The sequence below is a fragment of the Pseudomonas sp. PI1 genome, from assembly GCF_000812405.1.
Lineage (GTDB): Bacteria > Pseudomonadota > Gammaproteobacteria > Pseudomonadales > Pseudomonadaceae > Pseudomonas > Pseudomonas citronellolis.
Genome location: NZ_JWMC01000101.1, coordinates 63,434 through 75,907, shown reverse-complemented (window position 1 = coordinate 75,907; position 12,474 = coordinate 63,434). Strand labels below are relative to the sequence as shown.

Here is a 12,474-nt window from a genome sequence, read left to right as displayed (position 1 = left end):
CTACGCCCTCCGGCAAGCACAAGACCCGTAGGATGGCGTTGAGCGAAGCGATACCCATCACCACGACCGCATGGGTATCGCAAGCTCAACCCATCCGTTGAGGCGCGCCTTGGTGCAGGTGTTGGGGTTCAAGAGCGCCCTCTCCCCAACTCTCGGCTGCGCGGCCCATTCCATATGAAAAATGCCGTTCCTCCCAGGGAGAGAAACGGCATTTTCATGAGTGGCCAAGATTACCACCAAGGCCACTGGCACCAGGCCGGAAGGCCACTACGCATGGCCCCCCAGCGGCTGTCCGCTACCAGAGCGGCATGGTGTAGCTGAGGATCAGACGGTTCTCGTCCGCGGCATTGCCGGCAGCAGAGTTCCGGCTGAAGTTGCTGCGAGTGGTCGCGTTACGCCATTTCACGCCGAAGCCCTTCAGCGCACCGTCCTGGAACACGTAGGCGATATCGGTATCGCGTTCCCATTCCTTGCCTTCACCGCTGGTGGTCATCAGGTCGATGTTGTCGCCCTTGACGTAGCGGGTCATGAAGGTCAGGCCGGGGATGCCGATGCCGGCGAAGTTGTAGTCGTAGCGGGCCTGCCAGGACTTCTCGTCCTTGTTGGCGAAGTCGTTGATCTGTACGAAGTTCACCAGGTAGGGATCGGTGCCGTTGATGTAGGCGAAGCCGGTGTCGCCGCTCATCTTCTGGTAGCCGAGGCCGAAGGCGTGGTAGCCCAGGCTGTAGGTGAACATGGCGTTGAGCGCCTTGTTGTCGACGTTGCTGGTGCCGTCGTCGTTGGACTTGGCCCAGCGCAGGTCGGTCTTCAGCGACTGGCCCTCGGTGATCGGCAGGACGTAGGTCGCGGTCAGGAAGTGCTGCTTGTAGAAGTCCTCCAGCTGGCCGTAGTGGTAACCGGTGCTGAAGTTCTTGGTCCAGGCGTAGGTGCCGCCGGCGAAGTCGAATTCGTTGGTGGTGGTGCCGGTGCGGAAGCTGATGTTCTTCTTGCCGCCGCCGGTGATGGTCATCTCCTGGTAGTCGGAGGAGTCACGCAGGTTGGTCTGGTTCAGGCGGCCGGCGTCGAAGGTCAGGCCGTCGAGCTGGGTGGAGTTGAAGGCGCCACCCAGGAACACCTGCGGCAGCAGGCGGCTGTCGTTGGGCATGATGACCGGCAGTTTCGGGATCAGGGTGCCGACCTTCAGGGTGTTCTTCTCGTAGCGCAGCTTGGCGGTCATGCCCAGCTTGCTGTAGTCGTCGGCGGCGTCGCCGCTGGCGGTCTTGGGCAGCAGGCCGGTGCCGGTGCGGTCCGCGCTGGAATCCAGCTTCAGGCCGAGCATGCCGATGGCGTCTACCCCCACGCCAATGGTGCCCTCGGTATAGCCGGACTCGTAGCGCAGGATGAAGCCCTGCGCCCACTCTTCGGCCTTGCTCTGCTGGGCCGGGGTGGAGGTGCGGAAATCGCGGTTGAAGTAGAAGTTGCGCAGTTCGACGCTGGCCTTGCTGTCCGAGATGAAGTCGGCGTGAGCCAGGGCGGGGATGATGCAGGTGGAACCCAGCGTGGCCATGGCCACGGCGCGGGCGATCGGAGTCTTGCTCATTGTTATTGTCTCCTCGAGCGCTTTGAGCAGTTCGGTGATGCCTGGACTACGCCGGCATGTCGATCTGTTACAGCCTGCCTACTAAATCATTACAGGCTTTTTCCGACTCTTAGACCTTAGTCGCTGTTCTCCGAGTTATCCCGCTGATTTGCCTGGAATTGGCCTACCCCCTGTGCCCTGCACCAAAGGAGGGCCTTTCATTGCACCCAGTGCGGGTAGTAGCCGAGGCGGTCCTGTACCTGCGCGTCGTGGGCCGGGACCACGGTGATTTCCGGGTGCGCCAGGAGCATTTCGTGGACCTTCGCCAGTTGCGCCAGGGTCTGCCCGCGGTCGCGGTCCACCAGGCGGCTGCTGGCCCAGAATTTCTGCCGCGGGCCGCTGAAGCCTTCCAGGCGCCAACTGGTGTCGCCGCTGAAGAAGAAGCGGCGGCCGTCCTCCAGCGTGAGGAACAGGCCGACCGAGCCGGGCGTGTGGCCGGGCATGGGCACCAGCACCAGGCTGCCGTCGCCGAACAGGTCCAGGCTCTCGTCGAAGGCCAGGAAGGGCGTGGGCGAGAACGCGTAGGGCCGCCAGGGCGTCGCCGCGCTGAACTGGCTGGGGAACACCGCCGGCGGCGTGGCGATGTGGGCATAGTCGATCTCCGCATAGGGCGCCCATACCGGCACCTCGGGGAAGTCCACCAGCGCCGAGGCATGGTCCCAGTGGGCATGGGACAGGTAGATGCGGTCGATGCGGATGCCGCTGCCGGCCAGTTGCTTGCGCACCGGATGCACCTCGCCGAAACGGAACAGCGGCTTGTCCCACCAGGGCATGTCCTGGGCGAACTGCGCCTGCGCCTGGCTGCCCAGGCCGGTGTCGAACAGCAGCGTGGCCGCATGGTGCTGGATGAGCAGCGCTGTGTGGTTGACGCGCACCTTTCGCGTCCAGTTGCCGTCGGCCAGGGTCAGGGCGTCGAGGGTGGTGAGCCCGGAGGTACGCACCAGGGCGAAGCGTAGCCCGTCGGCGTGGCCGGGCAGGCTGGCCAACCCCAGCAGCAGGGCGAGGAAGCATCTGGCGAGGCGCATGTTCGGCATCCTTTTCGACGGCTCAGAGCGTGGGCAGGGGGAGGTAGCCGGGGAGGGCGCGGATGCGTTCCTGCCAGGCCTGCACGTGGGGGTAGGCAGTGGTGTCCAGGCCGCCTTCGGGGGCCAGGGCGACGTAGGGGTAGACCGCGATGTCGGCGATGCTCGGCCCGGCCGTACGGGCCAGCCAGGGTTGCCGCGATAGTTCTCCGTCGAGCAGTTCCAGGGCCTGGCGCGCCTTGGCCTGTGCTGCGCCGAGGTCGCCGGGGCGCTTGAACAACTGGATGACCCTCGCCTGCGCCGGCCCGTGCTGGATCTCGTTGGCGGCGAAGCTCAGCCAGTGGGCGATGCGCCCCTGGGGCTCGGCGTCCAGCGGGTACCAGGACGGCTCGGCATAGCGGCGCGCCAGGTAGACCAGGATGGCCTGGGAGTCGCCCAGGCCGAAATCGCCGTCCTCCAGGGCCGGCACCTGGCCGCGCGGGTTGATGGCGAGGAAGGCGGGGCGCTTGTGCACGCCGCTGCGCAGGTCGACGTTGACCAGTTCGGCGCTCTGGCCGATCAGGCTGAGGAACAGGCGGACCTTGTAGGCATTTCCGGAGAGCGGGATGTCGTGCAGTTTCATGGCGGTGTTCCTGCTGGGTGTCGTTGTCGGGAACGGCTTCGGCAAATATTAGACAGACAAGTCTGTATAGTTCAAGCTCGAAATACGGCCATCCCGTGCCCGCCGGTTCAAGAGCGCCGACGCCTCGCGCATAATGACCGCCCAGGAGGTGCCCATGACGTCCAGCAAGGCTTCCAGCAAGCGCGAGCAGTTGCTCAATACCGCCCTCGAGCTGTTCTACCGCGAGGGCTACCACGCCACGGGCATCGACCGCATCCTGGCCGAGTCCGGGGTGGCCAAGATGACCCTGTACAAGCACTTCAAGTCCAAGGACGAGCTGATCATGGCCGCCCTGGAGGAACGCCATGCGCGCACCTTGCGGCGTTTCGGCGATGCGCCGCGGCGGGCGCCGCGCGAGGCTATCCTGGCGGTCTTCGACAACCTGCACGGCTACCTGCACGAGGATGGCTTCAGCGGTTGCGCCTTCATCCACGCGGCCGCCGAGTTCCATGACCGCGGCCACCCGATCCACTGCCAGGCCGCCGAGCACAAGGGCTTCGTCGAAGCGTTCTTCCGTCGCCAACTGGAGGACCTCGGTGTGCACGAACCGGGCAAGCTGGCGCGGCAGCTGCAATATTTGCTGGAAGGGGTGCTGGTCATGGCGCACATGCACGGTCCGGCCGACCAGGCCCTGGAAGCGCGCGAGGTGGCGGAAACCTTGCTGCGCCAGGCCGGCCATTGACGGGGGAGGAGACGATGGGCCCTGAATGCCAACTGTTCGGAACCCTGGGCTGCCACCTGTGCGAGGTGGCGGAGGCGGTGCTGATGCCTTTCGTCGAGCACGGCCTGCTGGTGGAACTGGTCGACATCGCCGACCGCGAGGACTGGGTCGAGCGCTACGGCCTCAGCATCCCGGTGCTGCGTCGTTGCGACACGGGGGCGGAGCTGAACTGGCCGTTCGACGCCGAACAGGTAGCTGCTTTCTTGCGCTGCTGATTTTTCCTCCGACGTTTCTGCTCCTGGCGCTGCTCTGTGTCAGTCTTGCGCTGTCGTACCCTTTCGTAGGAGACAGCACTATGAAAATCGGATTCCTCGGCCTTGGCGGCATGGGCGCCGGCATGGCCGCGAACCTCATCCGCGGCGGCCACCAGGTGCACCTGTGGAACCGTTCGCCGGCGGCGCTGGAGCCATTGCTGGCCCTGGGTGGCCTGGCAGCGGCCGATCCGCTCGCGGCCTTCGATGTCGACGTGGTGATTTCCATGCTCGCCGACGACACCGCGACCCGCGCGGTGCTTCTCGACAGCGGTGCCCTGGACTCGGCGCGGCCGGGGCTGATCCACCTGAGCATGGCCACGCTGTCGGTGGCCCTGGTGGGCGAGCTGGCCGAGCGCCATCGCCAGCGCGACCTCGCCTTCATCGCCGCGCCGGTGTTCGGCCGCACCGACGTGGCCGCGGCCGGCAAGCTCAACATCCTCGCCGCCGGGCCCGCCGAGGCCATCGCCGAAGTGCAGCCGCTGCTGGACCTGATGGGGCAGAAGACCTGGCCGCTGGGCGACGATCCCCTGAGTGCGGCGGCGGTGAAGATCGCCGGCAACTTCATGATCGCCAGCGCCATCGAGGCCATGGGCGAGGCCTCGGCCCTGGCCAAGGGCTTCGGCGTGGAGCCGGCGCAGTTGCTGGACATCATGGGCAGCACCCTGTTCAACGCGCCGGTGTACCGCAACTATGGCGCGTTGATCGCCGAGCAGCGCTACGAGCCGGCGGCGTTCCGCCTGGTGCTCGGCCTGAAGGACGTGGGCCTGGCCCTGGCGGCGGGGCAGAGCTGCCACGTGCCGCTGCCGTTCGCCAGCGTGCTGCGCGACAACCTGCTGGAGGCGGTGGCCCAGGGCGACGGCGAACGGGACTGGGCGGCGCTGGCGCAGGTGGCGATGCGCCGTTCGGGGCAGGCCTGAAGCCAGGCACTTGTAGGAGCGGAGTCCCTCCGCGATGGCATGAACGCCGGCCTTGCCGGCGGAATCGCGGATAAATCCGCTCCTACGCTCTCCCGGACAGCATGTAGGCGCGCGCCTTGCGCGCGATTCGCGGGCAGGGCCCGCTACAGACGACGGGATGCCTGCCGGGAAAAATCGCAGGCAATAAAAAACCCGCCGGTTAAGGCGGGTTTTTCGGGAGCGACTACGTTCTAACCTGTTTTGTAAGTTACTGATACATAAATGATTGTATGTTTGTTAATTTTGCAGGTGTACATGCTGGTATACACGGTGCCGGCTGCTGCCCTTTCCTGGCGGCCATTCGTGGGGCCATCGAGCTAGCCCGATGAGTGGTGAAGGTGAATTCTTCTCATGCTCTCAGATGGACGACTAAGCCGTCCGTCAACCAGTTAACCCTGTCAACCTGTTAACTAACTCTGGGGGAGTGGCACTAGCGCGAGAACAGGGTTCGAATCACCCTTATGGCCTCCGTCATGTCAGGGGCCCCCGGCTACCATCGCCAAGGCCATGGGGGGTGCACCTTCTCGCTGATGGCACACACGCACCAGGGGGCGGGGGTGAAGTTGGGTTCTTCGTTTTTCTCGGTGTAATTTGTGTAGTTTGTGTAATCGACCCTCTGCGCGCTTAGTGCCGCAAGGGTTTCGCGTGACTACACAATAGATACAGCTCGCTTACACAAACGGTAATTAGGTCCGAATGTGTAGCCAACTGAAATAAGAATGCCGCTGGCGGGTTACGCCAGCGGCAAAGCAAACGAGTTACTCCGACCAGGCTTTGTATTTGTCCGCAAGCTCCAACTTGCCCACTTCCTCCATCGCCCACCCCTCAAAGATTTCCATCTGCTGGGAGTCTACTGGTCGGTCGGTTAACTGATTAACCACCTGATACACCCGGCCGGCGTAGTGGACCGCCAGCACTCGACAGGCCCACTCTGCGTGCTCCTTGGTGGAGAAGGGGCGAACTGCCCCATGGTCTTCACTCAGGGCCGCCATACACACTGCAGTCCATACAACCGCATGGCCGTTCTGCATGGCGAATCCATTGCGTAGGCGCTTCGCTATTCCGGCCCGGTAATCACCGGACACTACGCGGCGCCCCTAGCAGTCCGCAGCAGACTCTCGAAGTCAACCTGTCCGGCGCCAGGCGCGAAGCGAGGGATTTTTACTTGGGTCAGGGGATGGCGAGTATCCAGCTCTGCGAGCTTGACGCCGACTCTGGCGAGTTCGTCCGCAAGCCTATCCCACTCAGCCCCATGCTTTGCTCGCTGCCCCGCCTTGACCCTCGCTCGCGCCCCTGCGAGGTCTTGCTCTGCCTGCTCAGATTCCTGACGGAGCGCCTCACCCTCTGCCACCAGGGCTGCCAGTAGGCTGGCATTGTTTGCGGCGGCTTGGCTGGCATGTTGGCCGGCTTCCCGGGCGCCTTGCATTGCCGATTGCGCTGCCGCCGCAGCCTGGGTGTCTCCATCGGCAGTGGCCCTGGCGAGAGCTTGCACGGCGTTTTGCAGCCCTTGACTTGCCGCATCCTCGGCGGTCTGTTGCTCCTGCTCGATTTGCTCTACGTGCTTCCGCACACGATGGCTGCTGCCGCTCAGTCGGCTGCACTTCTGTTCACATTCCACAACCAGCTTCTGCGCGGCGGCAATCTCTGCATCAGCGTTGACAACCCGGCCCGCGTGAGCGAGCCATTGGTCCAGCCAATCGAGTCGCCGCTCAAGCATCGCAAGCTCGGATGCGGCCTCCATGCGAGCGGCCTCTGCCACTCGCTTCTCGACAGTGGAGACAACATTACCGAGATGGTTGTGTGTGATTGGTGCATCTTTTTCGGCCTGTTCCAGCCCAGGCAGTTGCTCGCGCAGTTCCTCCATTCGGGTTACTACGCTAGCTCTTTCTGCCTGACGATCTTTCATCTGTTGTTTCATGTGGTGTACTCCTAAATGTATGGATTCGAACGGTTTGCGGGCTGGCCAGGCCCGATAGGCGCCGGCACCCCCAGCCGCTATGTGGCTCTCCTTAGGCCGCAGCGGTGAAGAGCGCGGCGTTGTCCACCACATAGGCCCGAGTGCTACCCATCCCAGGGAGCGTTACGACCTGCGCGGCGCGCGAATCCATTCCCTGCAGAAGGATCCCCTTAGCCTGGAGCACCCGATTGACGGTGCGGAGGTTCATCCCCTTGAACACTTCGTCCTTCCACGCCATTGCCAGGAAGTAGTAAGTAACCCGGGTGTACTCACCGCCCGCTTCGCCGTGTGTAACGGTCCGTCTAAACCCGAGCCGGTCAGCCGTGCGAGGCGCGTGGTCATCTACTTTGGCCGCGAAACCCTCCCAGCGTGTGAACCGGCTTTCACCGAAGCGCTCCACCATCAGCCGGAGGCGCTCAACGATTGCCGCACCCTCTAGGTTTCCAGCGCCACCACGTTCATCCATCCAGGCGGATAGGCAGGCTCTGGCCGCTGCGGTGGCGGTTCCTGGGGGCCAGCCCGTTACGTCCATCGCAGTGGCCAATTCGCCGGCTGCGGCGGCCAGGGCGAAGCGCGCAGCAGCGCGTTGTGCCTGACCGCTGGCCTCGCTGGGGAGGGCATCGCTTACGAACCTATCCACCGTGCTGCGCACTACCGCGACATAGCCACGGAGTTTCCCTGGCTCACACAGGGCCTGCAGGAAGGCCAGGGCAGGGGTTCCGTAGTACTTCCCCACCCTTGCCTTGAGGGCATCGGACAGCGCGGCCGCATCCTCGAAACCGTGGAGAGCCTCGAACAAGCCCAGGCCCTTGCCTGCATCCGCAGGGATGGCGAGCATCCGCACTTCCATTCCTGCCTTGAGTTCCTTGTGTGCCTCCGCCATGTGCTGCGCGAGCGTCTTCTCACCCATGGAGAGAAAGAGCAGGCGCCATTCCTGCACCTGCTTTCCCGCTTGGCCGCGATCATTGGCCCGCGCCTTGCCAGTGCCATTGCCGAGCATGTACACCGTTTCGCCAATGATTCGCCCATCGCACATGCCGATTTCATCAAGCACCAGCAGCCCGTCCGAGTGAGCAGCTGCGATGGACTCCAGCGCGTTGTCCGTGGATCGCCAGGACCGGACCAAGCGCGGCCCCCCGTACACTGAGGCGGCCACTTGCAGGTGCGTGGTTTTGCCCCCGGAGCTATCGCCGTAGAGGTGGAACCCGCCCGACTCCGCGCCCAACAACTGGAGCAGCGGCCCCGCGAAAGCTACGGACACGACAAACGCCAGTCGGTTGTTGTCCACGCACAGAGCGCCTATCTGGCGCTGCCATTGCTCCAAGTTACCGGCTTGGCCAATGGGTGGTAGCTGTGCCCCTGCTTCGTAGAAGTGCAGGTGCTCACCGCTCTGGCCGATCTGCCGATCCGGCAACAGGTAGGCATCGCCATGCCAGCCCAGGCGCGTCACTAGGCGCGCCCGCTCCTGACTCTCATACCCTTGCAGGTAGCCTTGCAGGTCGTTGCGAGCTTTACGTGCCGTGCGGACCGGAGCGAGCCGTAGACCCATATCAACCAGTGGTCCGAGCACCTCCTTTCCGAAGTCGCCTGCCATCGCCCGAGCAGGGATATTCAGCCGCTTGCGGTCGCCGTCCGGGTCATCGAACTCAACCAGTAGACCCCAGCTCTGGCCCTTGTCGTCCCGCGTTCTGGCCATGATTTCCAGGCGGGAGCACACGGGCCGCGCCTCCCCATCCTCGCCCATGTAGAACACTCCGTCCGCAGCCACTCGGAATCCGGCCGGAGCCGGGGCCGACTTTTCTGCTGGCGGGCTCTTGGGCTTGCTCACCTTCGCTTGAGTAGCTGCGGCGGGTGCTGCCGTAGCGGGCGTGAAGAGTTCGCCCGTGCTCTCCAGGACGGCCAGGTGCGCGGCTGTCCAGCCCTTGGCAATGGCGTCCGCAGCGTCGTCACCTTCCGCCCACTCACCGCCCTGGGTGAAGGTCGCCACCCCGGCATCGAGGTGGGGGCGCTGGCTGAGCACCGCCATCGCAACAGTCCGCACGGAGGCGGCGCCGAGCTGCCGCAGGTGCTCGGCCAGGGCCTTCATGCAGCTGAGGCCCGGAGTGTCGTTGTCGGGCCAGCACAGCACATGGCGCCCAGCCAGCGGCGAGAAGTCTGCCTTCTTCCACGAGTTTGTCCCGTTCGGCCAGCAGGTGGAGACGTAGCCGGGCAACAGCACAGCGGCGGCGTCCGCCGCCTTCTCGCCCTCGCAGAGCACAACCGGGGCATCTGCGCGACCGGCCAACTGCTCCAGGTGCAGCAGCGGGCGTGGTTCGCCCAGGCCTTGCCAGCGCCATTGGTGGGCGCCACCTTGGTCTGCACACCAGGTCAACGGAGCGAAGACCTTGCGGCGCGCCCCGCCTTCGTCCGGCGCCAGGTCGAAGCGGTAGAGCACCATCAAGGGCTGACCCTGCTGGTCTTTGTATACCCACACTGCGGATGGCGTACCGTGCTGCCTGTGCTTGGTGGGCACCTTCTGCATTGCGTCAGCGGGCACCGGCTGGACAGGAGTCCACTCCGGTGGCTTGGCTCTGGCGGGCTCGGCCGGCGCCGCCCCACTGCTGGCAGTGATGCTCAGAAAATCAGCCAGCTTGTTGCACGCATCTACCTGGCTGCAGCCTTCCACGTACTGCACCAAGTCAATCAGGTCGCCGCCCTTGTCGCCCGTGGCGAAATCGGCCCAGGTGCCTTTTGCCATATTCACCTTGAGCGATCCGGCATGTTTGTCCGCGCGGGTCGGGTTGGGGGCGGTGTACTCCTTGTTGCCGTCGACGCGCTTGCCACCCGGAAGCCAGCGAGCGAGAACTCGCTCGATTGCCTGCAGGGCAGCGCGCTTAACCTCGGCGAAGGTCGGGTGCCTGGGCTTGTCGTTGCGAGGCTTCGTCATTGGCTTTGCCCCGCTTTGAGCAACCCTTCGGTAGCGGAGTCAACCAGGGCCTTGGCCATATCCGCCAGGTAGTGGGCCGCATACGCCTCCGACGTATCACCACCTTCCTCGCCGATAGTTCCGCTCAGGCCGCTGATTGTGGCCAGGAAGCAGGAGGCCAGCTCCAGGGCGGCGACGGCCGAGAGCCCTGGATTGACCGAGAACATCGGCGCCCCGTCGGTGGAGAAGCAGCCAACTCGCTTGGTGATGGCGCGATTGCGGAGGCTCATTGCGCACCCCCTTGGTAGTGGGCGAGCGACACGGCGTCCTTTGCATCACACAGTGCTTCGTGGATATGAGCGATGGACCTTTGCTGCACGCCCGGCGCCACACCGTTCACGGGTGCGCTCATCAAGAGACACACCAGCACCTGTGCCCGCTCCAGGGCCAGGGTGGCGTCGTCGTAAGCGTCACCCCTCGAGCGGCCACCAACTGCCGAAACGGTTGGGGATTTCAGCCGCGATCCGAAGTCCTCAACGGCTACATCCAGAACGTTGTCCCACTCATCTGCCATGCCCTTACCGATCAGCGCCAGGGCGGCGGCATCATCGCTGCCCAGCTTACTGATGGCTGCGAACAGGTCACGGAGCCGACCCATGACACACCGCGCGGCGCAGAGCTGATCGGTCGCATCGCGCATATCTTGGAGGGTGATGCTCATTGCGCACCCCCGACCAGCTCCAGGCTGCGGGCCTGGGCCATGTGGTGGTTGTACCGAGCGAGGCGGGTGGTCAGGCTGGAGTTTGCACGGAGGGCAGCCAAGGCCATTGCCTTGTGTGCGGCGGCGCGTGCGGACGGATTGAGGGCGTGCGAGTGCTTCATGGGTGGAACTCCATTTTTCAACGATGGAGCTGCCACGAATCGCCGCGACGCGATGGGAGGTGGCAGCCGTGCGCAGGTTCGCGGACCGGGGAAAATGGAGAACCCGGCACACCCGAAGGTGTCCCACGCACGGCCACCACCATAGAGCGGCATTGCAGGCACAAAAAAAGCGCCGGCAATGGTCTTTGGGGCGCTTGTGCGCCATTTTCAAATTCGGGCCGCGACGCCCGGCCACGGGATTTACCGTGACGGCCGCAGCGTAGCGCGCCGGCCGGCGCGGTGCAAGCAGTCCGGCTTGCGGGTAATTGGAGTGGGGCATAGACTGGCCTCTCAGTTCGTTGGTCGCGGGCTGAACGAGTTCGAACGCCTCCGGTTGCAGCCGGGGGCGTTTTCGTTTCAGTGCAAGGTGTCGGGGCGATGGAGTTGCAACCAGGCGAGGTGCTGGCCACGCCTGGAGTTGTCGTGCATCTGCTGTAGGGCGGCCGGATTGGCCAGCAGGTTGGGGACCAGTTGCACCGCGTCTCGGACAACTACGTCCGCTGGCGGCTCAACCGCGAGCAGCACCCACTCCAAGGTGGGCCAGAGCAGAAGCAGAACGTGGGCCCCTTCGGCGATAGCACGATCACGGAGCGCCCGGAGCTGCTTGCGTCCTTGCACCGCAGGGGGCGGCAGGAGTGCGGCGGCATCGTCGTCCATCGCATCGAGGGCGTTGTGCGGCAGGAATATCGGCGTCATGCGGCATCCCTCCCGCGAGCTGCGATTCGCGCGCGCACCCAGTCTTGAACTTCGCTCAATACCCAGGCCACAGGGGCGCCTCGGGCGTTGCTGTCGCTGAGTTTCACTGGCAGCGGGAAACCGCTTTCCTTCTGCTGCATCAGCTTGTAGATGGTCGGCCGCGCCAAGCCGACGATGGCGACCACCTGGGCGATACGAATGAGCGTCGCCGTAGGATCGGTCGGCAACTGGCCGGGGGTAGGGGATTGCTGTTTCTTCTGGCTCATTGGCACCCCCTCACTGACCGCTGGCCAAGATGCGGCGGCTTTCGAGCCAGGCCGCGACGTCTTGTCTGCGGTAGCGCACCCGGGTACCGACCTTCACGTAGGGCAGGGGGTTGCGGCGGGAGCTGCGCCAAGCAGCGAGCGTGCGGTGGGAGAGGCCGAGTGCCGACGCCACCTGGTCGGGAGTGAGCAGGTCTGTGGGGCTGAGTGGAAGCTCCCCTGCGGAGTGTTGTGCTTGCGTAGTCATATAGCGTTACCCGTGGTCTTGGATGGACACGGCGCTAACGCTATGGCATGGCTCGATGGCCGCCGATCTTCGCTTTACTTTTTCATTTAGTTAACAGGCGGGTTAACTCGTTAGCAGCGAATGGAATCCGGCTGGAGCTCTTTTGTATTGGAGTTGATGCACCGCTTCGTTCGGCGTCTACCGGAGAAAGCGATCCGAAGTGGTTACTGAGAATCGGCAAAGAGCAGCGATAAGTGGACAGTGAAGAGGGAGG

The 12,474-nt window shown here is 64.4% G+C and carries 15 protein-coding genes; 3 read left to right on the top strand and 12 right to left on the bottom strand.

Annotated features, from left to right (window positions below; genetic code table 11):
* Positions 1-295: 295 nt before the first annotated feature.
* The 3 genes from RN02_RS30125 to RN02_RS30115 form a co-directional block, all read right to left on the bottom strand.
* Positions 296-1,579: an OprD family porin gene (locus RN02_RS30125; RefSeq protein ID WP_043319069.1), complete on the bottom strand. Its 1,284-nt coding sequence runs from the start codon at positions 1,577-1,579 to the stop codon at positions 296-298.
* 197 nt (positions 1,580-1,776) lie between these two features.
* Entirely contained in the window at positions 1,777-2,643 is an 867-nt protein-coding gene (locus RN02_RS30120; RefSeq protein ID WP_152623848.1) for an MBL fold metallo-hydrolase, read from the bottom strand.
* Positions 2,644-2,665: 22 nt separating this feature from the next.
* Complete coding sequence (locus RN02_RS30115) at positions 2,666-3,262, bottom strand: glutathione S-transferase family protein (RefSeq protein ID WP_043319065.1); 597 nt, start codon at positions 3,260-3,262, stop codon at positions 2,666-2,668.
* 154 nt (positions 3,263-3,416) lie between these two features.
* Between RN02_RS30115 and RN02_RS30110 the strand changes: the two genes are divergently transcribed.
* The 3 genes from RN02_RS30110 (at position 3,417) to RN02_RS30100 (ending at position 5,193) form a co-directional block, all read left to right on the top strand.
* Positions 3,417-3,983 carry a TetR/AcrR family transcriptional regulator gene (locus RN02_RS30110; RefSeq protein WP_043319107.1) on the top strand — a complete coding sequence of 189 codons (567 nt, stop codon included), beginning with the start codon at positions 3,417-3,419 and terminating at the stop codon, positions 3,981-3,983.
* Positions 3,984-3,997: 14 nt separating this feature from the next.
* Positions 3,998-4,237, top strand: a complete 240-nt coding sequence (locus tag RN02_RS30105; RefSeq protein ID WP_009621323.1) for a glutaredoxin family protein — start codon at positions 3,998-4,000, stop codon at positions 4,235-4,237.
* Between the two features lie 80 nt (positions 4,238-4,317).
* A complete protein-coding gene (locus tag RN02_RS30100; protein WP_043319064.1) occupies positions 4,318-5,193 on the top strand; it encodes an NAD(P)-dependent oxidoreductase in 876 nt (291 codons plus the stop codon).
* A gap of 797 nt (positions 5,194-5,990) precedes the next feature.
* Here the strand turns inward: RN02_RS30100 and RN02_RS30095 are convergent.
* The 9 genes from RN02_RS30095 to RN02_RS32945 all read right to left on the bottom strand — a co-directional run bounded on the left by RN02_RS30095 (position 5,991) and on the right by RN02_RS32945 (position 12,221).
* Positions 5,991-6,263 (bottom strand): hypothetical protein, encoded by a 273-nt coding sequence (locus RN02_RS30095; protein ID WP_043319062.1) that lies wholly within the window; start codon positions 6,261-6,263, stop codon positions 5,991-5,993.
* Between the two features lie 53 nt (positions 6,264-6,316).
* Entirely contained in the window at positions 6,317-7,150 is an 834-nt protein-coding gene (locus RN02_RS33615) for a hypothetical protein (RefSeq protein WP_152623847.1), read from the bottom strand.
* A gap of 91 nt (positions 7,151-7,241) precedes the next feature.
* Positions 7,242-10,115 carry a DUF927 domain-containing protein gene (locus tag RN02_RS30080; RefSeq protein WP_043319056.1) on the bottom strand — a complete coding sequence of 958 codons (2,874 nt, stop codon included), beginning with the start codon at positions 10,113-10,115 and terminating at the stop codon, positions 7,242-7,244.
* Entirely contained in the window at positions 10,112-10,384 is a 273-nt protein-coding gene (locus RN02_RS30075; RefSeq protein ID WP_052267956.1) for a DUF3077 domain-containing protein, read from the bottom strand. The genes RN02_RS30080 and RN02_RS30075 overlap by 4 nt, the downstream gene beginning before the upstream one ends.
* Positions 10,381-10,815, bottom strand: a complete 435-nt coding sequence (locus tag RN02_RS30070; protein WP_043319054.1) for a hypothetical protein — start codon at positions 10,813-10,815, stop codon at positions 10,381-10,383. Before RN02_RS30070 ends, RN02_RS30075 begins: the two co-directional genes overlap by 4 nt.
* Positions 10,812-10,976 (bottom strand): hypothetical protein, encoded by a 165-nt coding sequence (locus tag RN02_RS34085; protein WP_177331084.1) that lies wholly within the window; start codon positions 10,974-10,976, stop codon positions 10,812-10,814. Before RN02_RS34085 ends, RN02_RS30070 begins: the two co-directional genes overlap by 4 nt.
* Before the next feature lie 396 nt (positions 10,977-11,372).
* Positions 11,373-11,711: a hypothetical protein gene (locus tag RN02_RS30065; RefSeq protein WP_043319052.1), complete on the bottom strand. Its 339-nt coding sequence runs from the start codon at positions 11,709-11,711 to the stop codon at positions 11,373-11,375.
* The gene (locus RN02_RS30060; protein WP_052267954.1) at positions 11,708-11,977 is read right to left on the bottom strand and encodes a helix-turn-helix transcriptional regulator; all 270 of its coding nucleotides are present in this window, start codon (positions 11,975-11,977) and stop codon (positions 11,708-11,710) included. The genes RN02_RS30065 and RN02_RS30060 overlap by 4 nt, the downstream gene beginning before the upstream one ends.
* Before the next feature lie 10 nt (positions 11,978-11,987).
* A complete protein-coding gene (locus tag RN02_RS32945; protein WP_082033930.1) occupies positions 11,988-12,221 on the bottom strand; it encodes a helix-turn-helix domain-containing protein in 234 nt (77 codons plus the stop codon).
* Positions 12,222-12,474: the final 253 nt, after the last annotated feature.